Source organism: Nostoc sp. (assembly GCF_036917615.1).
Classification (GTDB): Bacteria; Cyanobacteriota; Cyanobacteriia; order Cyanobacteriales; family Nostocaceae; genus Nostoc.
The window spans coordinates 262,066-287,776 of record NZ_JBALCZ010000027.1; the positions used below are offsets into that span (position 1 = coordinate 262,066).

Sequence of the window (25,711 nt, forward strand, 5' to 3'; positions counted from 1 at the left end):
TAGAATTAAGCACAAATTGACCTATACAGATTCTTCTGTCTGAGTTTGCTGACAATCTGCCTATAGGTTGTTGCATAAAGAAAATATACATACATTAGTTTAGATATAATAATGACTCATTGTTTGTTTTCCTAACTGGAGAAATTAATGGGTCGCGCCAAAAAGGTTGTCTTGGCATATTCTGGGGGAGTCGATACCTCAGTTTGCATCCCCTACCTCAAAAAGGAGTGGGGTGTGGAAGAGGTGATTACCCTAGCAGCAGATTTAGGTCAGGGAGATGAATTAGAGCCAATTCGAGAAAAAGCTTTGAAATCGGGTGCAAGTGAATCCCTAGTGGCGGATGTCAAAGACAGCTTCGTTAAAGATTACGCCTTTGGGGCGATTCAAGCCAACGCCCTCTATGAAAATCGTTATCCTCTAGGAACTGCCCTTGCCCGTCCACTGATCGCTAAGGTATTAGTAGAAACCGCTGAAAAATATGGTGCTGATGCGATCGCTCACGGTTGCACCGGTAAAGGTAACGATCAGGTTCGCTTTGATGTCTCTGTCACCGCCCTGAACCCCAACCTAAAGATCCTCGCACCAGCCAGAGAATGGGGAATGAGCCGTGAAGAAACGATCGCCTATGGGGAAAAGTTTGGTATCCCCTCACCAGTCAAAAAATCCTCTCCCTACAGCATTGACAAGAATTTGCTCGGTCGTAGCATTGAAGCTGGTTTACTCGAAGATCCGTCATTTGAGCCACCAGAAGAAATTTATGAAATGACCAAAGCGATCGCCCACACTCCCAATGAGCCAGAGTACATCGAAATTAGTTTCCACGGTGGTATTCCCACAACCCTCAACGGCATAGCTAAAAAGCCTGTTGAGCTAATTGAACAACTCAATCAGGTGGTAGGAAATCACGGCATCGGACGGATCGATATGATTGAAAACCGTCTGGTGGGGATCAAATCGCGGGAAATCTACGAATCACCCGCGATGTTGGTGCTAATTCAGGCACATCGGGATTTAGAAAGCTTGACTTTAACGGCAGATGTCACCCATTACAAACGTGGGATTGAAGAAACTTACAGCCAAATTGTTTACAACGGTCTGTGGTACAGTCCACTCAAAGTTGCACTGGATGCTTTTATTCAAAAGACACAAGAGCGAGTCTCTGGAACTGTGCGAGTGAAGTTGTTCAAGGGCAACTCTACAATAGTTGGGCGTTCAAGCGATAATTCCCTCTATACTCCAAATTTGGCAACCTACGGAGCCGAAGATCAATTTGACCACAAAGCTGCTGAAGGCTTTATCTACGTTTGGGGACTACCAACGCGCATTTGGTCGCGGCAAAATAAAAGTTAGGAGTTAGGGGTTAGGGGTTAGGAGTTAGGGGTTAGGAGTTAAAAATGCAAAATACAAGAAGTGAAAGTTAAAAGAAATAACTTTTCACTTTATTCCTCACTCTTCACTCCTCACTCCTCACTCCTCACTCTCAGTCTTCACTACTCACTTCCTTGACTTGACGAGACTCCAGCCACAGAGGGACAAAAATTAAGGCAGCGAGGATCAGTAACGCTGCGATCGCAAATTGACCCACCCAAGCAACCAATTGTTCTAAAGAGACAATTTTGCCAGCAAAAAAAGCTAATGTCACCATCAAACTAGCCCAAGCAACTGCTCCTAAAAAGTTGTATAAAAAGAATTTTCCAAAGGGCATTTCGGCTATACCAGCTAGTGGTGCAGCAAAAACTCGTAACAATGCCAGAAAACGTCCAAAAAATACCGCTTTAGCAGAATTTTGACTAAATTGATCTTTAATAGTTAGCAGCCGCACTTCCGAAATCCGAAGTATGCTACCAACTTTTACCAGAAAAGGCCAACCACTAACTCTACCAATCCAATAGCCACAAGTGCCGCCAATTACAGCACCCATAATTGCATCACCGAGAACCAGCCAGAAATTTAGTTCATTGCTGCCAGCTAGAAACCCGCCTACTAAGGTCACGGTTTCACCAGGAAGGGGAATGCCTAAATTTTCTAGCAAAATTCCCAAGAAAATTGCCCAATACCCGTATGTGTGGGCGACTTCCTGGATATTTTCTAGTGAAATCAGCTCTAAAGACATCCCATACCGCCGTCTTTACAAATTTTTACTTTTATTATATCTTTGCTTGTTTCTGCGCGGGGTGTCAATCAAACCACTACATAGAGTCATTAAGTCATTAGTTTAATTCTGAATGAATCATAACTTTAAATCTATGGTAACTATTAATTTTTGACAATTAACTATACATTTTTTGAGTTTATTATCACAAATTCATTTTTTTTGTAAATAAATTAAAATATTTATAAAAAATTTATAAATATGCAGTTAAATTATGAAAATCTTGTAAAAGATACGGTTGATACCGAAATTCTTAGGCGCTTATGCCTATATTGATAAAAGTTATCACAAATTATACGATATGAATACTGAAATAATCACTCTCAACTGCACAACTGCAATTGCCCAAATATCTGCGTAAAACAGTCGTTTTGCCGTTGAAAGAGAAGAGGTATTGATGTCTTTTTTCAATTTTTTGTCAAGTGTTCCAACTACCCTGTTAAATTCATGACTCTCACACAAGAACTTCAAGTGATTTTGTTTAAACCCCAAGCAAGCATAGATTTAGAAGGCGGTAAGGCTTTGAGTGAACAGATGGCTGGAGTAGTGCCTCAAGCTCATCAACTCTGGGTTATTGACCTAGTAGAAGTTAGTTTTATGGACAGTTCTGGGTTAGTTCCCCTAGTGAAAGGGCTGAAAGCTGCACGTCAGAGTGGTTGCCGCTTGGTTTTATGCAACGTGCAAGTTCCTGTACGGTTAATTTTGGAACTTACCCAACTAGATTCAGTGTTTGAAATTTTTCACACTTACGAAGATATTTTTACTACCGTCAAAGATAACAGTCTGGTGTTAGCTGGCTAGCTAATAAATCTACCTATAGAAGGATGGTGGAGTCAAGCAATATTTGCATTTTTTCATATTCTTCAATATATTCTCAGATCGTCAAAGATAACAGTCTGGTGCTAGCAGGCTGATTTTCTATTTTGTCTAGAGAAGAATGTTGAGGAAAACTCATGGCTTTAAGCTAGCTAATATCAATTGCAGATGAATGAATCTGCTTGTTGGAAGCCAATCTATCTAAGCCAACAAAGTAGTAACCCAAGTTGCAGGTTATTGAATTCTGGGTGCTTGGTAACCGCTAGTTCAGGCGATGCCTGTGGTTCTTGCTAGCCTACGCGCACGACAAGTTGACGGTAGCGCTAGGCGCTACCGCGACTCAGACTCAATCAAAAGTACAAACGTTAAATAAAGTCACAGGATCACATTTAACTCAGTGATAGCTCTCCCTCATAACTAGCAACTTGGGTTATTAGCGCCAAACACAACGTAGCTCTTATAAGCACCTATCGAGTACTCGCGGTTGAAAAAAGTTGCCTGAATAATCAGGTCGTCTATACCGTCGCCGTTGATGTCTGCGGCACTGCTGACGGAGTAGCCTGAGTGGTCACGCTCATTAATGCCGTTGAGCACAAAACCGTTGCTGCTTACTTGGGCGTACTCTGCATCTCGACAAAAAAACTGGGACGGGCAAGATGCCCATGCCACCAGAAAAAAGAGAATTTTTGTCGTAAAACGCCTTGGCTATATTTGAGCTAAAGTGGTTCCGTTAGGTTAAATTTCTCACTATCTAATAATGAGTGCCGATTTTACGATGGTTGATGGCAGTAACAGCATCAGGCTTGAGTAATTTACCTTCATCCACAGTTGCATATACAACCCAGTGATCGCCACATTCCAGACGTTGCTTGACTGAGCATTCCAGATATGCTAAAGCGTCTGTGAGGACGGTACAGCCGTTATCCGCAACTGCTGTACTAAAGTTGGCAAATCGGTCTTCCCCAGGCGCAAAAGATTTACGGAAATGCTTCATGTAATCTTGATGATTGCCTTCAGGTAGGATATTTAAGGCAAACTTACCGCCTGGATACATCAAAGATTCGATCGCTCGCTCTTTAGCAATCGCAACGGTGAGTCCGGGTGGGTTGAAGGTGGCTTGAGAAACCCAAGCGCCTAGCATGGCGGTAGATACTTCTCCTTGTTTAGCTGTAACCACGCAAACGGAACCAACAATCCGACCAACAGCCTGTTCCAGTGGAGTAGCGGCTTGTTGTGGTACGCGTACCTTTTTAGCCTTTTTCAGTCCTTGGGCAAAGTCTGTGCCTAGTTCTTCACAGAATTTGAGAGTAACATCATCAGGTTTAAACTTCACCTTCAGAGTGTCAAAGCCAAAGCGATATCCACTATCCCGGAGTTTACCTTCTATTAAGTCCAATGCTTCGCCACTCCAGCCATAGGAACCAAATACCCCAGCGAGTTTGCTGTTGTCACCGCTTGATAGCACGATACCTAAAGCAGTATGAATGGGAGTTGGCGCATGACCACCGATGGTAGGAGAACCAATGATAAAACCGTCTGATTGTGCTAGGTTAGTCCGAATTTCATCAGGGGTGGCAAATTCGCAGTTGATCGATTTCACCGCGACTCCACCTTTAGTTAATCCCAGAGCGATCGCTTGTGCTAAAGTCGCCGTATTCCCGTAAGCTGAAGCATATAGTAGGGCAACGGAAATCTCGCGATCGTTGTGAGCACGGCTCCACTCTCCATAAGCTTTGGTGAGTTCGATTAAGCTGGTGCGTACTAAGGGGCCGTGACCCACAGCATACATTCTTACCTGCAAATCTGATATTTTCTCCAAGGCTGATTCCACATGAGGAGCTTGGGGAGCCATCAGGCAGTTAAAGTAGTAACGCTGGTCTTCTTTGAGCGCTTCCCAGTTATCATCAAACACTTCATCACCACAGAGATGAGTTGCAAATAACTTATCTGTGTAAAGAATTTGGGTTTGCTGATCGTAGGTACAAAGTCCTTCTGGCCAACGCGGACTGGGAATAGGGAAGAATTTTAAAACATGACCCTTGCCTAAATCCAGAGTTTCTTTCCCCCGCATCACCAAGACCTTCAAATCATGGTCTAAGAAAGCAGCACGCAAATTGTTCGCACCCGGAAGAGAACAGACAAAGGTTACCTGTGGTGCCAGTTGTAATATTGCTTTGAGGGTTGCAACTCGGTTGGGATTAAAATGACCCAGAATTATATAATCCAAACGTCGTAAATCTAAAGTCTGCTGCAATGCCTCTAAATAAATTTCGGTGAAGCTTTCTGGGGGTGGATCAATAAGTGCGGTTTTATCAGCTTCAATTAAATAGCAATTGGAGGTAGTACCTCTTTCAAGTGCGTATTCAATTTCAAACCGCAGACGTGACCAACTACGTGCTCTCAGAGCCTTAGTATTTGTAGCAATTGGTAGAACTTGTACGTCGCGTGGCTTGGAATTGGTCATAGCTGTTGGGTAAAGTTGGGGAAATATCTGGAAAAACCAGGCAAATGTTGCCCAGTTTTTAACGCGTTCAAGGAAGCGGCTCAGAGAATTTGGGACTCTCATTTAAATTGTGCGGATGGGGGAGATGGGAAAGTTGGGGGAGTTGGGGGAGATGGGAGAGTTTGAGGTTCTGAGGTTGAAACTTGAGCCTTTGAACCTCAACGTTGAGGTTCAAAGGCTGAAACTTTAAGTTCCAACTCTCCCCCTCATCCCTTTCATCCTCTCCATTAGTAGTAATTACCTACTTTCCGATGGCGAACGGCTGTCAGTCCATCGTTTTTGGAGACACGACCTTCTTGGACGGTGCAGTATAAAATCCAGTGGTCGCTGCATTCCATGCTGGTCTGTATTTCACATTCCATATATGCCAGAGCATCAGTTAGAATTGGAGAACCGTTTTTCGCGGTTTGAGTTTTCACTCCAGCAAATCGGTCAGCACCAGGATGCAAGCGCTTGAGAAAGTGCTTTTTCAGTTCTTGATAATTGCCTTCTTCCAAAACGTTAAGGACGAAGCGATCGCCTACTTGCATTAAGGAATCAATGGCGCGGTCTTTAGCAACGGCAATCGTGAATCCTAAGGGTTGCAAACTCGCTTGGGTTACCCAAGAGGCCAGCATTGCACTTGACACATTTCCTTTTTTAGTGGTGACTATATACAGTCCACTACTAATCCGACCCAGCGCCTTTTCCATGTCGACGTCGAGAGACTTGATTTGCTTAATGTTGCGATCGCGCACCAGCAGTTGTCCCAAGTCTTTACCCGCTTCTTCACACAACTGGAATGTTGATCCGGTAGGAGCCTCTCTAATCCGAATAGCTGGGAAAGCTTCTTTGATGCCAGAGTCGAGAAATTTTCTGCGGAGTGTATCAATGGGTTCATCATCCCCACCGTAACATTCAAACAGCCCAACCATTTGCTTGTTCTTGGCGACAGCTAGCAGCGAACTGATACTAGCTTGGGCGGCGGCGCTTGTAGTCGGGGGCATACCAATAATGATGCTAACTGCTCTCCCGGCTAGTTCTTGGATTTCTTGGCTCTCAGCAGTACTTAGATCCAGGACTTCTACCCCAACCCCAGTTTTCTGTATACCTTCGGCAATTGCATGACCAAGGCGCTCACTATAGCCGTAATCTGAGACAAAAAACATACCAACTGTTGTTTCTGCTTTAGCTTGTTTTTGGCTCCAATTTTCGTAGCAGCCGGTCAGAACATCTAGATGGTGGTGTAATAATGGCCCGTGACCGTTGGCGATAATATTAATCTTCCCTAATTCGCTCATCCGCTTCATGGCATTCACCAAAGAACGAGCGTTAGGGCCCATCAAGCAGTCGTAGTAAAATCTAAAGTCAGCTTCGATCGCTTCTAAATCTTCGTCGAAGGTGCGATCGTCACAAAAGTGCATCCCAAAAGCATCACAGGTGTAAAGGGTTTGGGTTTTGCGGTCAAAGCTAAAGATTGTATCCGGCCAGTGCAGGTTAGGCGCACTCACGAATTCGATTTCGTGTCCTTTGCCGATATCTATGCGATCGCCAGTTTTCACAACCCGTTTACTAAAAGGATCGTGGACTAAGCCTTCCAAAAACTGAAGCGCAACTTTTGAGGCTAAAACGGTGGCTCTAGGAGCTAATTGGAGGACATCTTCTACTAAGCCGCTATGGTCTGGCTCTGTGTGACTGACAATTATGTAATCAATTGTTTTGGGGTTAACAAGACCTTTTAGAGTCTCTAAATACAGCTGACGAAACTTCTGGTGAGAAGTATCAATCAAAACTGTTTGTTCACCCCTAATTAGATATGAATTGTAGGTTGTACCGTTTTGCAGTCCAAATTCAATATCGAAGCGATCGCGGTCCCAATCAAGAGAGCGAATCGCCGTTGTGTTAGGGGCAATTTCTACAGTTTGTATAGTTAGCCGATGTTGAACGTTCTCTGCGTGGGCATTGCCTGTCGTAGACATCGCTACCATTATTCGTCTCCGAGCGCAAATTAACAGGTTTTTCTTCTGCCCCCATTGTCCCTATTATTCTTTTTTTAAGTTGTAATGAATATCAGTTTTTGAAAAACTTAACTTGTGTCAATTATTACTGTTTTTTAGCAAAAAATATAACTTAAAAAATCTATTAAATATTAATTTATTGCTCAAAAATTACTGAGTATTTAATTTTGCTACTTTTCTGATTTTATCCTAATTCAAAAATATCATATTTCTCATATTATTTGACAATAAAAGCTGAAAAATTAAAAAATCTCACACATCCTGGATTGTTATAAAAACCTTTGTTTTTCAGAATTATCAATGCTAAGGACATACCAGGATTTACAAAGAAACTTTGTAGTTGTGGCGCAGAATGTTGAGCGATCACAATATAAATGTCTTAAGAGAATAGATTTAGATGTCAATAAAGTTAGTGTTTTTAAGTTCCTCTATTATAACTAAGTATAAAAGTAGGAAAGGTGGGAAAAGTAGGAAAGGTAAGATAAATTTTTTTTACGTTTTCAATCCGTATCAAATAAGCTGTTAACACTGTTTTTTCCAATGGGTATTGTATATATTTTTGTCTTAACCAAGAATCTGGTTACGTTAAATATAAACTTTCTGTAAAGCTGAGACAATAGATATTTTTTTGGAGATAATCTAAACAAATTTTTCGAGACGAGTTGAATAAAAAGGAACTAGGCTTGTATATGTTTTTCTGCTCATCCAAATGGAAACTAGCGTAAAAATGATTTTTAAAGTTTCCATAAATCTCGGTAACCATACGAATAATCTCAGAAATTTAATGATACAGTCCTTTATAATCGACTTTCGACATTAATCAGGACAACGCCAACAAATTCTTATTGTCATAGCTATAAGCTACAGCTTATGGCTATCGAATAAATTTGCCTATACAGGCTAATGGCGTCATTTCTGATGTGCCTAACTTTTTATAAAAATTCATTGTCGATGATAAATTGCAAACTTTGATAGTGTTCTCAAGCCAATACTTTTCGCGTAGCAGCCTTCTAGACGCAGGCATCCTTAATACTTGTAGTTCCGCTTTTAGAATGTGCTATTAAATACGTAATTTATTAAGTATATAGGCGTGAATAGACATAGAAATCGCAAAAATTGACTGTGTAAAAGGTTATTGTTTATGGGATGCCGATTAAAAGTTTTTCTAACTGAAGAAGAAAAGCTGACTTTAGAAGAGTTAAGAAAAGCCAAAGATATTCCTCAACGTACAAAGGATCGCGCTCAAGTTTTACTGCTGAATGCTCGTGGCTTAAAAAATGAGCATATTGCTAAAGGCTTAAACTGGGCGATCTCAACAGTACGTCAAACCCTTCATCGCTGGGAAAAGATGGGTTTAGCAGGTCTATGGGATGCTCCTGGCCGAGGGGGAAAACCCCGATATTCGGAATCAGATTTGGTTTATTTAGAAAATTGTTTAGCTCAAGAGTCAGAGACTTATAACTCAAAACAATTAGCAAAAAAACTGGCATCTGAACGTCAAGTAAACTTGAGTGCAGATCGATTACGACGGGTACTTAAAAAAAGGGGAAAGAGGTTTGGAAGCACACGCAAACAACCCCAGGAACAGAAGAATTAGCTGATTGACAAGTAATAAAACAAAATCCACCTAAACATTAAAGTGTTTGGTGGATTTGTTACTTATTCTTAGTGGATCCGAGCAGAGTCGAACTGCTGTCCAAATTGGGTATTGACTCCCCGCTCATTCACAGGTTTAGCCTTTCTGACCCTCAAGGCGGGAATCGTTCATTATCCCGAACGTAGGATGCTCTGATTTAATCTTAGCCAGCAAGCCAACCAGAGAACGCTTGCTAGAGCATCCGTTGGGGTTTGGTCTTCAGTCCTTAACGGAGTCAAACTAAAGACGCTCGAACCTGTAAGAGGTGTTTTAGGCTGCTACTAGAGCATCCTTACGAGCAAAGTTAACGATGTTATTCGCATTTACTTTTTGTTTGAGCCTTTGATTTCCGAGAGGAGACTCACTCTCGACCTGAATCACAGAGCAGCGTTCGCCAACCTGTCGAAACCGTGACGGACCCATACGCTTCATACTTCAATTATAATACGCGGTTTTGGAAATGTGTTATTGGACAAAAAATTTTTGATTCATGCCAGTACTGCTGAGAAACACAGGGTATCTTTATATGAGCTTGGCTCTAGACCATCAGTATAGTTGGCGCATAGGGTGATCTCTTGGTAGCCGTTTTCCCGTAAACATATAATAAATTCGTCGCGTCCAAACCAATGTAAGGGAAAATTTTGTAACTCTGTAGCAACAAGTTTGCCCTCTTTCCACTTTTCGTAGCGAATCACAGTCGTATTAAGTTGATTAAGCCAGTCTATCCGAGATGTGGATTGCAAGAGGATTATTGATCCATCAGGGCAGTCAATTAGTGGTAGCTGTTTAACAATGTTTTCTGTTTTAAAATCTTCAATAGGCAACTCTAAATCAATAAAGATTCGCCCTTCTGGTTCCAAATGTCGAGCAAAAGCTTGCAGAGCAGATACAGCAGCAGTTCGCTTTTCTAGCAGCATAAATGAGCCGAAGGAAACTGCGATTGCACTGAATTTACCAGGAATGTCAAGATTTTCTACACAACCTTGATGGAGAACCGGATTTAAATTCCTATCAGCACAGTGCTTTCGACAAGCAGCAAGCATATCCGGTGAACTATCAATAACCCTCAACATTGATACCAGCTTCTAGGAGTGGAATGAGTAGTCGTCCCGTCCCTACCATCGCCTCCAAAATTCTGCCACCAATTGATGAAAGGTGTCTAATGTAGTATCGAACATCAGGATAATCTCGATCAATAGGCTTAGTTATTTCATAAACCTCAGTACATAAAGGCCCGTATGCCGTCAATGTCATCTAGTTAAAAGTGCCAAATACTAAAAATAGCCAATTGCTAATCTTAAAATAATTAGCAATTGGCTATATATTACAATGCACTACAAATAAATAATTAGCTATACCTTAAGTTAGTGCTTCAGCACCACCAACAACCTCTAGGAGTTCTTGGGTAATTGCAGCTTGTCGAGCTTTGTTGTAAGAGAGTGTGAGAGTGTTAATCAGTTCACCGGCATTCTCGCTGGCATTACTCATGGCTGTCATCCGCGCTGCTAGTTCACTAGCCGCCGATTCTTGCAGCGCCCGCAATAGCTGGTTACTTAGATACAGGGGCAACAAAGAATCGAGAATCTGCACTGGATCTTGCTCGAAAATCATGTCAGGAGCCAACGGGCGGACTTGCTTAGTCACTTTCTCCCGTTCTACTTCAAATTTACCGCCACGGGTTGTCAAGCGGAAGATTTCATCATCGGCTGCTTCTAGACCTTGCGGATCGAGGGGCAGTAAGGTTTGCACCACAGGACGGGAGCTAACCAAGGAAAGGAATCTGGTATAAATTAACTCGATGCGGTCTACTTTTTCCGAAAGGAACAAGGAAAGTAGTTGATCGGCAATCTGATTGGCTTCCGCAGCGGTGGGGATTTGCTCTAAGCCGCTGTAAGTAGCATCAATGGGCTGATCGCGGCGTTGAAAGTACTGCGTAGCTTTGCGTCCGACGAGCACAAATTGATAGTCTAAACCTTCTGCCTTGATTTCTTTGGCGCGGTTTTCTGCACGACGGATAACGTTATTATTGTAGCCGCCGCATAGACCGCGATCGCCTGAGATCACCAACAGTCCGACTGACTTAACTTGGCGTTTTTTCAGTAGTGGTAGGTTTGCTTCTTCAAAGCGCAGACGGCTTTGTAAACCATACAATACTTGTGCCAAGCGATCGGCAAAGGGGCGAGTCGCTAGCACTTGTTCTTGCGCCCGCCGCACTCTAGCTGCCGCAACTAGGCGCATGGCTTCTGTGATTTTTTTGGTGTTTTTGACCGACTGAATGCGATCGCGTATTGCTTTTAGATTGGCCATATTCTTGAGTTAGGAGTTAGGAGTTAGGAGTTAGGAGTTAAGAGCTAGGAGTGTTTCATTAACTTTTAACTCTTAACTCTTCACACCTAACTTTAATTACGCTGTTGCTTTGAAGGTCTTCTTGTATTCGGTAAGTGCTTCCTTCAAGGCAGCTTCTTCTGCATCACCTAGTGCTTTAGAGCCTTGTACTCCTTGCACATACTGCGGTTTCCCAGTCTTTAAGTACTCACGCAGACCTTGGGTGAAGGTGGTTACTTGATTTACAGGTACATCATCTAAATAACCATTGATACCAGCATACAAAATTGCTACTTGCTCATATACCGAGAGTGGCGAATTTTGTGGCTGCTTGAGGAGTTCGCGCAAGCGTTGACCCCGTGCCAACTGGTCTTGAGTGGCTTTATCTAAGTCGGAAGCAAATTGGGCGAAGGCTTGCAGGTCGTCAAATTGCGCCAGTTCCAATTTAATCTTACCGGCAACTTTTTTCATTGCCTTGGTTTGAGCCGCAGAACCGACGCGGGATACTGAAATACCAGGGTTTACAGCGGGACGGATACCAGCGTTAAACAAGTCAGAAGAGAGGAATATCTGACCATCGGTAATGGAAATTACATTTGTGGGGATGTATGCCGAAACGTCACCAGCTTGGGTTTCGATAATTGGCAGGGCGGTCATACTGCCTTTGCCTAATTCATCACTCAGCTTTGCTGCTCTTTCTAACAAACGGGAGTGGATGTAGAATACATCTCCAGGATAAGCTTCGCGTCCGGGTGGACGACGTAGCAGTAGGGACATTTGCCGATAAGCTTGGGCTTGCTTGGAGAGGTCATCATAAATTACCAGGGTAGCTTTGCCTTTGTACATAAAGTACTCAGCAATAGTTGCGCCTGTGTAAGGGGCTAGGTATTGCAGGGTTGCTGGTTCACTGGCACTAGCAAAGACAACGACGGTGTAATCCATCGCGCCTTTTTCTTGCAATGTCTGCACCACGTTAGCAACTGTGGAAGCCTTTTGACCGATCGCAACGTAGACACAAACTACATCTTCTTCTTTTTGGTTGATGATGGTGTCAATGGCGATCGCAGTTTTACCAGTTTGGCGGTCACCAATAATCAATTCCCGCTGACCACGACCGATGGGAATCATTGAGTCAATAGCTGTGATACCCGTTTGCATGGGTTCGTGTACAGATCGGCGAGCAATGATACCGGGTGCTGGAGATTCAATCAAACGGCTTTCTGAGGATTTGATGTCTCCCTTACCATCGATGGGACGACCCAAAGCGTCTACGACTCGTCCAATTAAGGCTTCTCCTACGGGTACTTGGGCAATTCTACCAGTAGCAGTTACAGAACTACCTTCTTGAATTTCCAGCCCTTCACCCATAAGCACTGCGCCCACGTTGTCTTCTTCTAAGTTCTGGGCAATGCCAATTGTGCCATCTTCAAATTCTAAGAGTTCCCCAGACATAGCCTTTTCCAGACCATAGATCCGGGCAATACCGTCACCTACTTGTAGGACGGTACCAACATTAGCAACTTTGACTTCTTGGTCGTATTGCTCGATTTGTTGTTGGATTATGCTGCTAATTTCGTCAGGTCTAATTGATATGCTCATGTGTCTATCTTTTTTGCTTTCGAGACGGAAAAATTCCAGAGTTAGGAGTTAAGAGTTAGGAGTGATGAGTTAAAAATGCCAAAATTAAAAGTCAAAATAAATTACCTTTTACTTAACTCCTAACTTTTAACCGGACTTTCGGAGTCTCCGGCTTTGCTTCTAACTTCTTACTCCTAACTTTCTAGCTATTAGTTAAGCGCAATGAAAGGCGACGCAATTGACCCCGTAAACTTGCATCAATTACCTGTGAACCTACTTTAATGATCACACCACCAATTAACTCACTGTCAACCCTGGTTTCTAGTTCTACCTGGCGAGCATTCGTGATGGCAATGACCTTTTGGATGATTGCCTGCTGTTGAGCTTCTGTGAGGGGAATGGCTGAAATTACTTCCGCTAATACGGTTTGATTCAGCTGCCGCAACAGCGCCAGATACTGTTGAAAAATTGATTCCAAGAATGCAATGCGCCGTTTATCTACTAGTATTAGCAAAAAATTGCGTAAGTAGGGGTTAGCGCCTTCACCAAGTATTTGTTTGATCAGAGCCTTTTTGCTCTCAGACTGAATAAACGGGTTGCCAAAGAAGTTTTGTAGCTGTTTATCTCCTCTCAACAGTCCCAGGAAAGTACGCGCATCTTCCCCGAACTCTTCTGTCAAATTTTTCGATTGCGCTATTGACAAAAGTGCCTGTGCGTAAGGTTGGGCTACTTCGGCTGTTGCTACCTGACTTGTCATACATTGCCTCCGAGTTGTGCGATGCTGCGGTCAATTAAACTTTGTTGAGCATCGTCGGCAATTCCGCCTTTGAGTTGCGATTCGACTTTTTGCAATGCTAGAGTCGCTACCCGCTGCCGCAGTTGGGCGATCGCTCGCTCTGTTTCGGTGTTTAAATCCGCTGCTGCTGTTTGTTTCAAGCGTTCTACGTCTTGCACTGCTTTCGCTAACAGGGTTTCTTTAGCCTTGATGGCGTTTTCTTCAGCAGATTTGCGGATGCGTTGTGCCTCTGCCTGAGCTTGGGTCAACTGCTCTTGCGCTTGGGATAGCGCCTTCTGTGCCTCTTTTAAGCGCCCTTCTGCTTCCTGAATTGCGAGCGCAATATTGGATTGTCGCTCGTTCAGGATATTGCTTAAAACTTTACGTCCGAAGTAGAATAGTATGCCAACCAGAATCGCTAGATTGATCAGATTGGTTTCAAAAATGTCTAGGTTTAGACCGAAACCACCTTCTGCTGCGCCTTCTGCCAATTCAGAGTGAACAGCGTTCGCTTCTGCGGCAAGTAATAAGAATGTCCCCATGATACTCATTTACAAGTGCGCTGCTCGCTTGCTAATACGTTGTATTTTCCCTTAGGGAAATAAAGTATCTTTCCCCGAAGGGAAAAAAGTGCCTTTTTTTGACACTTAATTAAGCGCTCTGGCACTAACGTCCTGTTGCGCGTATGCTTTCATAAAACCAGGAAAAGTTAGTTTATCTAACTGGAGCTGGTCCCAATAGTTTTTCTAGAATCTGCCTGCTTAGAGCATCAACTTGTTGCTCTAAGGTACGCATAGCTTCCTGCTTTTGTTGCTCTATTTCAACAGAAGCTTGTTCTCGTTGAGACTGAGCTTCTTGTTGCGCCTCAGCGATTTTTTGGGCAGTAATTTTTTTAGCTTCAACCTGAGCTGCTTCGACAGTAGCTTGCGAGCTTCTGCGAGCTTCTGCGAGCTGCTGCTCATATTCAGTGGCTAAACGTTCAGCTTTCGCCAAGCGTTCCCGCGCGTCAAGGGTATTAGTTCGGATATAATTATCGCGATCGTCTAGTACCTTGGTCAGTGGCTTATAGAAAATTACATTCAACAAAGCTGCAAATAGCAGGAATTGCAATGCCATGAAGGGCAAGGTAGCATCGAAATCAAACATTTATCTCCTCTTTGGCTGGAGTAGCAGTTTTCATGGCTAGCAACATCATCCAACCTTTGATATTTTAGAGACCCATAGCCAACAAGGGTCAAGTAATTTTGGATTTGAGATTGAGGATAGCGTAGCGTTAGCGACGTAGGAGCGTCTTTTAGATTTTAGAGTAGCCTTAGCTCAGGGGCATGTACAGAAAACTCTTGATAATCCAAGTTGCGCTGGGAGCGCACCAAAGGTGCGACCCAAAATCCCAAATCTCAAATTGGTAGTCAACTACATCAGAACGACTAAATGCCCAAAATATTATTTAGATTGTAGAGGCGTGATGCTTCACGTCTCCACACTCACAAAAACTTTAAGGTTTTAGCCGAAGGGATTAGCAAACAGCAACACCAGGGCAATAACCAGACCATAGATAGTCAAGGATTCCATGAAAGCCAAGGTTAATAGCAGAGTCCCGCGAATTTTTCCTTCTGCTTCTGGTTGACGGGCAATACCTTCTACTGCTTGTCCAGCAGCATTTCCTTGACCAATACCGGGGCCAATTGCAGCTAAACCAATCGCTAAAGCAGCAGCGAGAACTGAAGCAGCCTGCACTAATGGATCCATGTTGATTTTCCTTGCTTTGATTACAAAACTAACAAAAGTACGTTAACGACTATAGACGTGTTTTTCACGCTGCACCGGGTTCTTACCAATCGCGCTTTGCGATGTTTTGAGCGAACATGCTCTTGGAACTGTGCTATCAACTGAGAAGTTTAATGCTCCTCATGCTCTTCTCCACCATGTCCCTCCATGGCCTCATGAATGTATGCTCCAGCTAGGGTAGCAAAAACCAGGGCTTGAATCGCACTGGTGAACAAACCCAACGCCATTACGGGCAGAGGTACAAATAGAGGAACTAGCAGAACCAGCACCGCTACTACCAATTCATCCGCCAATATATTGCCAAATAGACGGAAGCTTAGGGAGAGGGGCTTGGTGAAATCTTCGAGAATTGCGATCGGCAATAAAATAGGTGTTGGCTCTATATATTTCTTAAAGTAGCCCAAACCCCGTTTGCTAAAACCTGCGTAAAAGTACGCTAAAGAGGTCAGCAGTGCCAATGCAACAGTCGTATTGATGTCATTGGTAGGAGCCGCCAATTCACCCGAAGGTAGCTTGATGAGCTTCCAGGGAATTAAAGCACCCGACCAGTTCGATACGAAAATAAACAAGAACAATGTGCCAATAAATGGCACCCAAGGGCGGTACTCTTTCTCACCAAGTTGGTTTTTTGCCAAATCTCGGATAAATTCTAGAGCATATTCCATCAAATTTTGGATGCCCTTGGGAATTCTTTGTGCGTTGCGAGTAGCAGCTATTGAAGCCACTACTAAAATGCTAATCACAAACCATGAGGTAAGAAAAACTTGCCCATGAATTTTAAGATTGCCCAACTGCCAGTAGAAATGATGACCTACTTCTAATTCGGCGAGGGGAAAAGAATTAAAGGCGTTTAAGACACTAAGCATTTGCATTCTTCAAGCATTTTCCCCAACGAGCGAGGATGGGATTACTATCTTTGTGAGCCTGACTTTTTAAGAATCAGGAATGAACGCAATTTGCACCATATAGACGAGGAGCGTGGCTTTGTAAGTTAGAAATCCCAAAAATATGGGCAGAATCTGTAGCTCACGCCATTGAGTTGCCACGACGATCACTCCCATAAATAGAGCAAAACGAGTTTTGCTCAAACTGGTTTTTTCACTACCTAGCTGCTCAACGTCTCTAGCCAGCATTTTTAAGTAAACCACACCTGTACACGCCCCAATTAAATAATTAAGAGCAATGTTCAAGGAATAAAAAATCCACACAGAGATAAAAATAACCCCCGTCAAGACAAGCGTGATTACCAACAACCGCTGGAAGAGTTCATAGAACTCTTGCATGGAATTATCTGATTCTGTATCTTCAGAAACAGTTTTAGCATCTTGTTGCGTTGTCGGAGTGGGCGCAATTGATTCGTCTGACAAGCTCACGAGACTTGAAACCAGTACAGCTAAAGATGATGACTGCACATTCAGTCAGATGAATCATATCACGATCCGGTAACAATACTTTAGGAAAAAACAATTAACTTCTTGTCAACGTTAGACATTCAGTAAGATCGCGCTCCCAGAAGCGAGAGAGCGGCTGATGATGTGAGTGAGTCAGGAAGTGAATAATCAATAATCGCTGCCTGGAAATTCCAAATTTCTTCCAATTCCAGCTTTTGTGAGTGGATAATTGTCCTTTTAAGTCGTTACATAGCGTCTTAGTGTTTGAATTAAGTCGGTGTCAATAAAATCAACTGGTGCTTGAAGAGTGTATGGGCGTACCGCAAATCAAAAATCGTAGAGTAGCGGCTTGTCATTAACATCGCACCACTGCTGAATTCCAGAAAACTCCAACTTTTGGGATGTACAATACCCCGTTTCTTGGGCACTTTCCTAATCTACATTAATTTGCCAAAAGTGGTAATCGGCGATCGCTGATCACCACGAGTATAAAATCATGAATGTAAAGTTCGGTATAAGAGTACAATACAATTAAACAGGTGTCAATAAAATAAGCTGCTGCTGAAGAAGTTTTCTTACCTGATCTAATCCCAGTTGCACACCTGCTAAAATCTCTGCAACTGTTGAATTAGCATCACATCTTTGCATAAACTCAAACTCTGCAACTGATAAATTAACAATCTGGTAATCGTAATTAAAGAAACATTGACTCGGAAATCCTTCAATACAAGGATTAAGTTCGGGAATCGCTGCCAATAGGGCGTTATCGTCTGACCAGTCGGCCTTGATTAAGGGAGGACGACCGAGGAAAAACTCGTAATGAGTTACTTCTGGGTCTAGTAATTCTATCAAGCGGTAAAGCTGGCGATCGCTCAACTCTTTCGCCCGTTCTACTAACTCTGGTGCTTTGCCTAAAAGTCTCTCCAAATTCCAGAAACTCGGATTCGAGAAACCAATAAACTCCAATCTGGAAGCATCAATTAATTCAAACAGCGTCTCAATGTTATAGTCAATTTCCTGGGGATGAACGTACATATCAGCAAAGTATTCATCCTTGTTGTTTTCTAGTGACCAACGCTGTTTATCGTATTTGACAATTCGGTTATTTTCTGGTAAAGAAGCGAATACTTTTCGTCCGACTTGGACACCATCGCGGTAGTCGCCTTTTTTGTCACCTTGAATAAGTGCGATCGCCTTTTGCATGAGTTGAATTTCCCAGCGTCCCAACTCTCCGTACACAAAAATGTGCATTAAGCCGCCTGGGGCTAACTTCTTCGCCAAAGCTTGAATACCGCGAATTGGATCAGAGGTATGATGCAAAACGCCAACACAATTAATTAAATCAAACTCACCTGGCAACTGTTCCACATCAAACAAACTAAGGTGATGAAATTTAACACGGTTAGCCCCTGAACGCTGACAACGTTCTTTGGCTACAGCTAAAGCGCCAGTACTGAGGTCAATTCCCACAACAGAAGCCTGGGGATTGAGGTGAACCAGGTACTCTGTACCCACACCAGTACCGCAACCTGCATCTAAAATCCGAATATCTTGCTTTTGGGGTTTTTGACCTGTGCAGAAGTTATGAGCGGCTAGCCAATTCCAGCGCCAATTATAGCCTGGAGGTGGTTCATCTAACAGGGCTTCTGGCGGGAAGGGGTAGGTATTGTAGAGTTTGGCAACGGCAGCACTAACAGTTTGGGAATCGGACATGATCAGGAATAACGCAGCATTTCTGAGTTTAGCGGATGGTGGATGATTAGGGCAAAGGTTACTATTGCTTATTTCCTTACTATTTATCCAACAGCAAAGTCAGTAAATTGACGTTTATAAGGAGCGTGAAATCCTAATACAATATCTTCTTTAGCTACTCCAGCAACGATTAATTCGTTAGCGATGCCAATTTCTGTACCATCTCTTTGTATCCAAATTTTTTTCTTTAATATCAACATGAATGATGACTCCATAAATTCTCCGTTGTTCTTTCCAGCCAATATTTAAGACTTGATAATGATGGCGTTCTGCGTCAAACAGCAATTGTACCTCTGTGCCATTAGCCACGTCATTAGCGGAATGGTTAATTAAAATATCTTGAATGATTTGAGAATAGTTTATTCCTTCCATAAAACAATATCCTGACTTAAGGAATTGAAGATTAATAGTTTAATTTGATATTCTTTTAAAGAATCTCGAATAAATTGACGTGAGAAAAAGTCTTGGTATGTATCTTCGCTAAAAGCTAAATATAAAATGCGTTCTGGTTCTTCTTTTTTTAATGCTAAACGATTTAGCAGTTAATAATATAAATATTTTTGATCATATTATTATGTTGAGTGATTCAGGAGTCTATCTTGCTCTAATTACAGTCTATAGCAATCCTAAATGAGATCCAACCTCATGGTACGTTTATACTAAAGCCTTGATGACAGATTATGCCGATGAATAACTTTTTACTAGAACAACAAAAATCAGAGAGAATAGCAATTTTAACAGAGTTCATTCACAGAGATCCAGAGTCCAGGGAACTTCAACGGGCAATAGCAGTAAAAATGGCGTTACAAGGTGAACCATACTCTAAGATTACTAAACTTTTGGGAATGAATAAGTCTTGTATTACAAATTGGAAACAAAGATTTGGAACTGAAGGAATAGACGGTATCCAGCTAGGTTATAAAGGTGCAAAGAGTTATTTAACACCAGAACAACATAGAGAAATTATGACTTGGTTGAGAGGAAAAGATTATTGTAATATAGATGAATTAGTGAGTTATTTAGATGAAAATTATGGTGTGATTTACCAATCCAAACAAAGCTCCTATGAACTGCTGTCATCAGCTCATATTAGTTGGAAGAAATCACAGAAAATTAACCCAAGTTCCAATCCAGATTTAGTCAAAATCAACAGGGAAGAAATTCTTAATTTTTTGACTCAGAACCAAGCTGAGATTGATTCAGGGCATCTAGTTGTCTTTTTTGTGGATGAATGCCATTTACTTGCAAATGATGTCTGTGGATATGTTTGGGGAAAGACAGATATTAGAATTGAGATTCTGATTAAAAATATTAAAGATAGACAAACTTATTTTGGAGCCTTAGATTATAAAACACAAGAGTTTATCGTTCACGAGTATCCGGCCGGAAACTCATCAAGTACAGTAGACTTCATTAAACATCTACAAAATCAACGTCCAAGGCAGAGAATTGCTTTAATTTGGGATGGAGCTAGTTATCAGAGGTCGGATGAAGTTAAAAAGTTTTTGGCAGATGTAAACGAGCGCCATGCAGCAGATCAATGGCCAATTACTTGTATTCGATTTGCACCTAATGCACCCGAACAAAACCCTGTAGAAGATGTTTGGTTACAGACCAAAAACTTTTTGAGAAAGTTTTGGCCTCTGTGCAAATCTTTTCCTGTTGTCAAGTGGCTGTTTAAGTTCTTTACCAATCATCAAGAATTTGATTTTCCCAAGCTGCATCAGTATGCACCCTGTTCGGATCTCAAATAGGATTGCTATACATAAATGAGGTTAGTAATCACTATGTCTGACGTTTATCTAGACAATGTTATTGTTTCTAGTCTAACTCAACTAGGGCTTAAATATACCTCTAATGATTTACAACCAATCAGAGTTTGATTTGCGCTGTGAGTGGGGCTCACAAGGAGTTGCTCAACTCGCACCCATCAGTGATGTAATTGTAATAGTTGACGTTCTCTCTTTTTCCACCTGCGTGGAAATTGCCACCAACAACGGCGCGATAATTTTTCCCTATGCGATGAGAGATGAATCAGTTATAGATTATGCCAAGTCAGTACGAGCAGAGTTGGCAAGTCATAGACAACGTTGGATTACAACTGGATATTCTCTCTCGCCAAAATCGGTAGCTCAAATTACTGCTGGAACTAGACTAGTTTTACCCTCACCTAATGGTTCTTTTCTGACTTTACATACAGGGACTACACCAACTTTGGCTGGTTGTTTGCGAAATTGTCAAGCTGTAGCGTAGTTTGCCCAAAAGTATGGTGATAAAATCGCTGTGATTCCAGCTGGTGAGAGGTGGAAAGAGGATGGTAGCCTACGACCTGCATTTGAAGATTTAATTGGTGCTGGCGCAATTCTCAGTTATTTAGATGGTAATTTGTCACCAGAAGCTAAAGTGGCTGTGGCAACATTTCAGGCTTTCCAGCAGGATTTACTGGGGTACTTGAAAAAATGCAGTTCGGGTAAAGAGTTGATTGAAAAAGGTTTTGAGTCAGATGTTCAACTCTCAGCCGCCTACAACGTTAGTGATTGCGTGCCTTTATTTACTGATAATGCTTATGTAAATTCCAGGCTACACACTTAATCAAAGGTCACATTGATTGGTTTGGCAATATTTGGCATTATTTATAAATTCTTGCAAATTTCTCAAGGGAATTATCTGCAATGCTGACGCACCCTGTACCTGGGCAGTAATATAAGCAAACTTTTGCCCGCGATAAAACTGGTCACGTCCAATTTTGGTGACATATCGAGACTTCTGGAAGTCATTGGCAATGTTGAAATTATAAATATTTTGTAACAATTTCACTGTTTTGGCATTTTTTGTGGTGAATTTAATGCTTGAGTCTCCACTCACAGTTATTCCTTCTTTAGTCACTGTCCCATTTTGAGAAGTGACATCAGCATAAAAGTATAATTTTTCCTTTGTACCCTCGTAGCCGTGGGCTTCGCTGTTGTATTTCAGAGTTGGTAGTTGAGGTCTGGTCTTTGCCCACTTCACAACGGTGTTGATGTTTTGTTCTGGAAGCGCATTTGCAGGAGTGACAGCCAAAACAGCTGCGATCGCAGACAAGGTAGCATTGAATAAATAGTTAAATTTATCACTTTTATGCATAGTATTTCCTCTTAAATAATGCTCATAGCTAAAGCTAAAACCACCACAAATTAACAATTATTTCCAGGATGGCGTTATTTATTAATATGAATTTATTAGTAGCCAAAAAAAAACTTAACATTCAATAATGACTACTGTCCACTGACGTTGCTAAAGGCAACTTGGTTTTAACAAAGATTTTGCACCAGTTAATAATCGTAAGGTAGGCATGGTCTACCGATGCCGAAAACCTCGATTTTGATGTTTGTGATAGCACCACCTACTACTTAGTGACAAAAGTTAGATTTAATCTCAGCAAATAAGAGGAGCTATTTTTGAGATTGGATTGATAAAAGCTACAGATTCTACACACTTCTTAATAAACCCGCCTTGAAAACGCAAAACGTTTTAATCTAAAAGCTAACTGGGTTAATTTACTGGCAGTTTTGCAGGCAGTACTCTCAAGTTCATAAAGCACACACACACCGATGTGTCAAGCCTCAAAACGACCCAGACTTAACACATAAACGATTATGATGGGAGTTTTACAAATCCGATGAGTGTTAAGGCGAGTGGTGGAAGCTCAGTTGCGCGTCCGCAACTATATCAAACCCTAGCTGTAGCGACAATTACCCAAGCCGAGCAGCAAGACCGCTTTTTGGGAAGTGGTGAACTAAATGAACTGGCAAGCTATTTTGCATCTGGTGCAAAGCGTCTAGAAATTTCCCAGAGGCTCACGGAAAATGCCGAGATTATCGTATCTCGGGCTGCCAACCGGATTTTTGTCGGTGGTTCGCCAATGGCTTTTTTAGAAAAGCCTAGAGCAGTAGAAATAGTACCTGTTAGTGCTGGTGCTAATGTTCAACAAGGGATGCAACTGGGAACTGTAACCTACGTTGAAAGTCGTGGTGGGTTCCTAGAAAATTTACGCTCAATCTTTAACTCATCCCCCAGTGGGCCGACACCTCCAGGTTTCAGACCAATTAACATTGCCCGTTATGGTCCGAGCAACATGGCCAAGAGCTTGCGGGATTTATCCTGGTTCTTGCGCTACGCTACTTATGCGATCGTTGCTGGCGACCCCAACATCATAGCGGTGAATACACGGGGTTTGCGGGAAATAATTGAAAATGCCTGCTCTGGTGAAGCAACGCTAGTAGCTTTGCAGGAAATCAAAGCCGGGTCACTTTCCTTTTTCCGCAATGATGCTGAGGCTACAGAGATTGTGTCTCAGTACATGGATGTTTTGCTAACAGAATTCAAAGCAGCCACACCTTCAAATAAACTGCGCCAACGCCCCTCTAGTGACCAGCAAGGGTTGGAACTGCCGCAAATTTACTTTAATGCGGCAGAACGGCGTCCCAAGTTTGTGATGAAGACTGGGTTATCAGCTAGCGAAAAAAATGAGGTGGTTAAAGCGGCCTATCGGCAAATCTTTGAGCGCGACATTAGCCGTGCTTATAGCTTGTCGATATCTGACCTAGAATCCAAGGTAAAAAATGGCGACATCTCCATGAAGGAGTTTGTCCGTCGTCTAGCTAAATCTCCCCTTTACCAAAAACAGTTTTACCAGCCTTTTATTAACAGCCGAGTCATCGAACTAGCTTTCCGTCACATTCTGGGACGGGGCCCAAGTAGCCGCGAAGAAGTACAAAAATACTTCTCGATTATTTCTAACGGTGGTCTACCAGCTTTGGTAGATGCCTTAGTAGATTCTGCTGAATACAGCGACTATTTTGGCGAAGAAACAGTACCTTACCTCCGGGGTCTGGGTCAAGAAGCACAAGAATGTCGCAACTGGGGACCGCAACAAGACCTGTTTAACTACAGTGCGCCTTTCCGCAAGATCCCTCAGTTCATCACCACATTCGCTGCTTACGAACAACCGCTACCGGATCAACATCCCTACGGTTCTGGGAATGACCCCTTGGAAATTCAGTTTGGGGCGATTTTTCCGAAAGAAACTCGCAACCCCAGCACCAGTCCGGCTCCTTTTGGTAAGGATACCAAGCGCATCCTAATTCACCAAGGAGCAGGGATTAATAACCAAAATAGCAATCCCAAGGCGCGGGGTGAAGCTCCTGGTACCCTTGGGCCTAAGGTGTTCAAGTTAGATCAACTGCCTGGTACTATTGGTAAAAAAACTGCCAAAGGTTCTAGCGTCAGATTCTCCGAAAGCTCAACGCAAGCAGTGATTAGAGCTGCTTACCTGCAAGTTTTCGGTCGAGATGTCTACGAAGGTCAGCGCCCGAAGGTATTGGAAATCAAGCTGGAAAACGGCGACATCTCTGTGCGGGAGTTTATCCGTGCTCTGGCTAAGTCAGATGTATTCCGTAATCTGTACTGGTCATCGCTGTATGTTTGTAAAGCGATCGAGTATATTCACCGTCGCTTGTTGGGTCGTCCGACCTATGGTCGTCAAGAAATCAACAAGTACTTTGACATCGCTGCCAAACAGGGCTTTTACGCGGTGGTTGATGCCATTATTAACAGCGTAGAATACAGCGAAGCATTTGGTGAAGATACAATTCCTTACGAACGGTATCTGACTCCTGGTGGTGTAGCAGGGCGACAATTGCGCGTTGGTAGCATTGGCGAAGATATCGGCACTAAAGTCCAGAAGGAAGTAACGCCGAGCTTTGTAACACTGGGTACAGTCACAGAAAAGCGGTCAGAACCAGATATTCAGTTCCGCATTAACCAAGGTGTCAGCAAGCAACGGGAACAAACCAAAATCTTCAAGCTGGTGGCCAATACCAGTGACAAAGTTGCAGTAAAAACTTTGATTAGCGCTGCGTATCGTCAGATATTTGAGCGGGATATTGCACCCTACATCGCTAAAAACGAATTTACAGCGTGGGAAAGCAAGCTGGGGAATGGCGAAATCAGCGTGAAGGAATTTATTGAAGGTTTGGGTTACTCTAACCTCTACCTGAAAGAGTTCTACACACCCTACCCCAACACCAAAGTGATTGAGTTGGGAACCAAACACTTCTTGGGACGTGCGCCACTAGACCAAGCAGAAATCCGCAAGTATAACCAGATTTTGGCTACTCAAGGTATTCGTGCTTTTATCGGTGCCCTAGTAGATAGTGTGGAATATAACCAGGTGTTTGGTGAAGATACGGTGCCTTACCGTCGCTTCCCGACCCTACCTGCGGCAAACTTCCCGAATACGGAAAAGCTGTACAACCAGCTTACCAAGCAAAACGATGACGTGGTTGTACCAAGCTTTAAGCCAGTACAAGCCCGCGTCGGAGTTAGTAACAATACACCGCTTTTGACGCAGGCGATCGCAGATATAGCAGCGCAAACAAATGGTATAAACCAGAGCAAGCCCTCATTTGCGGAACTGGGTCGTTCCTACAACGATGGTAGCGGACAATCCGTGGAACTAGATGTGCGTAAACATGCACGTATTTACCGTCTGACGGAGAGCACCAACCAAGCCGAAAGACAACAGGCAATCAACACCATTTACTGTCAAGTATTGGATGTATTTAACGGTGAAGTGCCTGATAATTTCCGCTGTACTGACCTAGACAGCAAACTCCAGAATGGTGAAATTTCCGTCCGGGAGTTTGTGCGTGAACTAGCCAGTTCCCAAATCTATCGCCAGCGCTTCTTGTCACCTTATCCTCATGCCAAGGTGGTTGAGTTCCTCTTCCGTCACCTGTTGGGGCGTACACCCGCAACTCAGGAAGAAATTCGCCAATATAACAAGCTGCTAGCCGATAGCGGTTTGTCATCTGCCGTAGAAGCAATAGTCGAAAGCCCTGAATATAGCCACTACTTCGGTGAAGATGTTGTGCCTTACAACCGCTTCCCATCTCTGATGGCAGGTAACTACCTCGGCAGTGTACAGGCGGTTGATTAAGGAATAGGGAATAGGGAAT

General features: G+C 42.8%; 24 protein-coding genes, 1 other RNA gene and 2 pseudogenes. 7 read left to right on the top strand and 20 right to left on the bottom strand.

Annotation, left to right across the window (positions count from 1 at the left end):
- The first annotated feature begins 147 nt into the window (after positions 1 to 147).
- A complete protein-coding gene (locus V7K85_RS10670; RefSeq protein ID WP_334813381.1) occupies positions 148 to 1,350 on the top strand; it encodes an argininosuccinate synthase in 1,203 nt (400 codons plus the stop codon).
- Between the two features lie 130 nt (positions 1,351 to 1,480).
- Here the strand turns inward: V7K85_RS10670 and V7K85_RS10675 are convergent, their stop codons facing one another.
- Complete coding sequence (locus V7K85_RS10675; RefSeq protein WP_334813383.1) at positions 1,481 to 2,113, bottom strand: DedA family protein; 633 nt, start codon at positions 2,111 to 2,113, stop codon at positions 1,481 to 1,483.
- Between the two features lie 486 nt (positions 2,114 to 2,599).
- Between V7K85_RS10675 and V7K85_RS10680 the strand changes: the two genes are divergently transcribed.
- Positions 2,600 to 2,953 carry an STAS domain-containing protein gene (locus V7K85_RS10680; RefSeq protein ID WP_334813384.1) on the top strand — a complete coding sequence of 118 codons (354 nt, stop codon included), beginning with the start codon at positions 2,600 to 2,602 and terminating at the stop codon, positions 2,951 to 2,953.
- A gap of 432 nt (positions 2,954 to 3,385) precedes the next feature.
- Here the strand turns inward: V7K85_RS10680 and V7K85_RS36460 are convergent, their stop codons facing one another.
- From V7K85_RS36460 to V7K85_RS10690, 3 genes are all read right to left on the bottom strand, one after another.
- Positions 3,386 to 3,637 carry an integrin alpha gene (locus V7K85_RS36460; RefSeq protein ID WP_442940573.1) on the bottom strand — a complete coding sequence of 84 codons (252 nt, stop codon included), beginning with the start codon at positions 3,635 to 3,637 and terminating at the stop codon, positions 3,386 to 3,388.
- 82 nt (positions 3,638 to 3,719) lie between these two features.
- Complete coding sequence (locus tag V7K85_RS10685) at positions 3,720 to 5,432, bottom strand: diflavin flavoprotein (protein ID WP_334813531.1); 1,713 nt, start codon at positions 5,430 to 5,432, stop codon at positions 3,720 to 3,722.
- 266 nt (positions 5,433 to 5,698) lie between these two features.
- Positions 5,699 to 7,438 (bottom strand): diflavin flavoprotein, encoded by a 1,740-nt coding sequence (locus V7K85_RS10690; RefSeq protein WP_334813386.1) that lies wholly within the window; start codon positions 7,436 to 7,438, stop codon positions 5,699 to 5,701.
- 1,171 nt (positions 7,439 to 8,609) lie between these two features.
- On the opposite strand from V7K85_RS10690, the gene V7K85_RS10695 reads away from it, so the two are divergent.
- Positions 8,610 to 9,065 (top strand): helix-turn-helix domain-containing protein, encoded by a 456-nt coding sequence (locus tag V7K85_RS10695; RefSeq protein WP_334813388.1) that lies wholly within the window; start codon positions 8,610 to 8,612, stop codon positions 9,063 to 9,065.
- A 69-nt stretch (positions 9,066 to 9,134) separates the two neighbouring features.
- On the opposite strand, the gene ssrA is transcribed toward V7K85_RS10695, so the two are convergent.
- From ssrA to V7K85_RS10770, 15 genes and pseudogenes are all read right to left on the bottom strand, one after another.
- Positions 9,135 to 9,525: a transfer-messenger RNA gene (gene ssrA, locus V7K85_RS10700) on the bottom strand.
- 67 nt (positions 9,526 to 9,592) lie between these two features.
- On the bottom strand, positions 9,593 to 10,177 hold the full coding sequence (locus V7K85_RS10705; protein ID WP_334813390.1) for a class I SAM-dependent methyltransferase: 585 nt from the start codon (positions 10,175 to 10,177) through the stop codon (positions 9,593 to 9,595).
- Positions 10,161 to 10,358 (bottom strand): hypothetical protein, encoded by a 198-nt coding sequence (locus V7K85_RS10710; RefSeq protein ID WP_334813392.1) that lies wholly within the window; start codon positions 10,356 to 10,358, stop codon positions 10,161 to 10,163. The genes V7K85_RS10705 and V7K85_RS10710 overlap by 17 nt, the downstream gene beginning before the upstream one ends.
- A gap of 105 nt (positions 10,359 to 10,463) precedes the next feature.
- Positions 10,464 to 11,411 carry a F0F1 ATP synthase subunit gamma gene (locus V7K85_RS10715; protein WP_334813393.1) on the bottom strand — a complete coding sequence of 316 codons (948 nt, stop codon included), beginning with the start codon at positions 11,409 to 11,411 and terminating at the stop codon, positions 10,464 to 10,466.
- A gap of 96 nt (positions 11,412 to 11,507) precedes the next feature.
- The gene (gene atpA / locus V7K85_RS10720) at positions 11,508 to 13,028 is read right to left on the bottom strand and encodes a F0F1 ATP synthase subunit alpha (protein WP_334813395.1); all 1,521 of its coding nucleotides are present in this window, start codon (positions 13,026 to 13,028) and stop codon (positions 11,508 to 11,510) included.
- A gap of 181 nt (positions 13,029 to 13,209) precedes the next feature.
- A complete protein-coding gene (gene atpH / locus V7K85_RS10725) occupies positions 13,210 to 13,764 on the bottom strand; it encodes an ATP synthase F1 subunit delta (RefSeq protein ID WP_334813396.1) in 555 nt (184 codons plus the stop codon).
- Entirely contained in the window at positions 13,761 to 14,333 is a 573-nt protein-coding gene (locus V7K85_RS10730; protein ID WP_334813398.1) for a F0F1 ATP synthase subunit B, read from the bottom strand. Before V7K85_RS10730 ends, atpH begins: the two co-directional genes overlap by 4 nt.
- A 163-nt stretch (positions 14,334 to 14,496) precedes the next feature.
- A complete protein-coding gene (locus V7K85_RS10735; protein WP_334813400.1) occupies positions 14,497 to 14,928 on the bottom strand; it encodes a F0F1 ATP synthase subunit B' in 432 nt (143 codons plus the stop codon).
- Between the two features lie 357 nt (positions 14,929 to 15,285).
- Positions 15,286 to 15,531: an ATP synthase F0 subunit C gene (atpE, locus tag V7K85_RS10740; RefSeq protein WP_012411162.1), complete on the bottom strand. Its 246-nt coding sequence runs from the start codon at positions 15,529 to 15,531 to the stop codon at positions 15,286 to 15,288.
- A gap of 149 nt (positions 15,532 to 15,680) precedes the next feature.
- Complete coding sequence (atpB, locus tag V7K85_RS10745) at positions 15,681 to 16,442, bottom strand: F0F1 ATP synthase subunit A (protein ID WP_273762315.1); 762 nt, start codon at positions 16,440 to 16,442, stop codon at positions 15,681 to 15,683.
- Positions 16,443 to 16,502: 60 nt separating this feature from the next.
- Positions 16,503 to 16,943: an ATP synthase subunit I gene (locus V7K85_RS10750; RefSeq protein ID WP_334813402.1), complete on the bottom strand. Its 441-nt coding sequence runs from the start codon at positions 16,941 to 16,943 to the stop codon at positions 16,503 to 16,505.
- 287 nt (positions 16,944 to 17,230) lie between these two features.
- Positions 17,231 to 17,389, bottom strand: a complete 159-nt coding sequence (locus V7K85_RS10755) for a hypothetical protein (protein WP_334813404.1) — start codon at positions 17,387 to 17,389, stop codon at positions 17,231 to 17,233.
- A gap of 103 nt (positions 17,390 to 17,492) precedes the next feature.
- Positions 17,493 to 18,674: a class I SAM-dependent methyltransferase gene (locus tag V7K85_RS10760; protein ID WP_334813406.1), complete on the bottom strand. Its 1,182-nt coding sequence runs from the start codon at positions 18,672 to 18,674 to the stop codon at positions 17,493 to 17,495.
- An 83-nt stretch (positions 18,675 to 18,757) separates the two neighbouring features.
- Positions 18,758 to 19,085 (bottom strand): annotated as a pseudogene (locus tag V7K85_RS10765) (XisI protein).
- Positions 19,073 to 19,255, bottom strand: a complete 183-nt coding sequence (locus tag V7K85_RS10770) for an element excision factor XisH family protein (protein ID WP_334813533.1) — start codon at positions 19,253 to 19,255, stop codon at positions 19,073 to 19,075. The pseudogene V7K85_RS10765 and the gene V7K85_RS10770 overlap by 13 nt, the downstream one beginning before the upstream one ends.
- Positions 19,256 to 19,399: 144 nt before the next feature.
- Here V7K85_RS10770 and V7K85_RS10775 point away from each other — a divergent pair, with 144 nt between their 5' ends.
- From V7K85_RS10775 to V7K85_RS10785, 3 genes are all read left to right on the top strand, one after another.
- A complete protein-coding gene (locus tag V7K85_RS10775) occupies positions 19,400 to 20,467 on the top strand; it encodes an IS630 family transposase (RefSeq protein ID WP_334813408.1) in 1,068 nt (355 codons plus the stop codon).
- Positions 20,468 to 20,597: 130 nt separating this feature from the next.
- The gene (locus V7K85_RS10780) at positions 20,598 to 20,966 is read left to right on the top strand and encodes a hypothetical protein (RefSeq protein ID WP_334813410.1); all 369 of its coding nucleotides are present in this window, start codon (positions 20,598 to 20,600) and stop codon (positions 20,964 to 20,966) included.
- 30 nt (positions 20,967 to 20,996) lie between these two features.
- Positions 20,997 to 21,305, top strand: coding sequence for a 2-phosphosulfolactate phosphatase (locus V7K85_RS10785; RefSeq protein WP_334813412.1), 309 nt, complete (start codon positions 20,997 to 20,999; stop codon positions 21,303 to 21,305).
- Here V7K85_RS10785 and V7K85_RS10790 read toward each other — a convergent pair whose 3' ends face one another.
- Positions 21,306 to 21,836 carry a hypothetical protein gene (locus tag V7K85_RS10790; RefSeq protein ID WP_334813414.1) on the bottom strand — a complete coding sequence of 177 codons (531 nt, stop codon included), beginning with the start codon at positions 21,834 to 21,836 and terminating at the stop codon, positions 21,306 to 21,308.
- Positions 21,837 to 22,371: 535 nt separating this feature from the next.
- On the opposite strand from V7K85_RS10790, the pseudogene V7K85_RS10795 reads away from it, so the two are divergent.
- Positions 22,372 to 25,683: pseudogene (locus V7K85_RS10795) on the top strand (phycobilisome rod-core linker polypeptide); the annotation flags it as partial.
- Between the last annotated feature and the right edge of the window lie 28 nt (positions 25,684 to 25,711).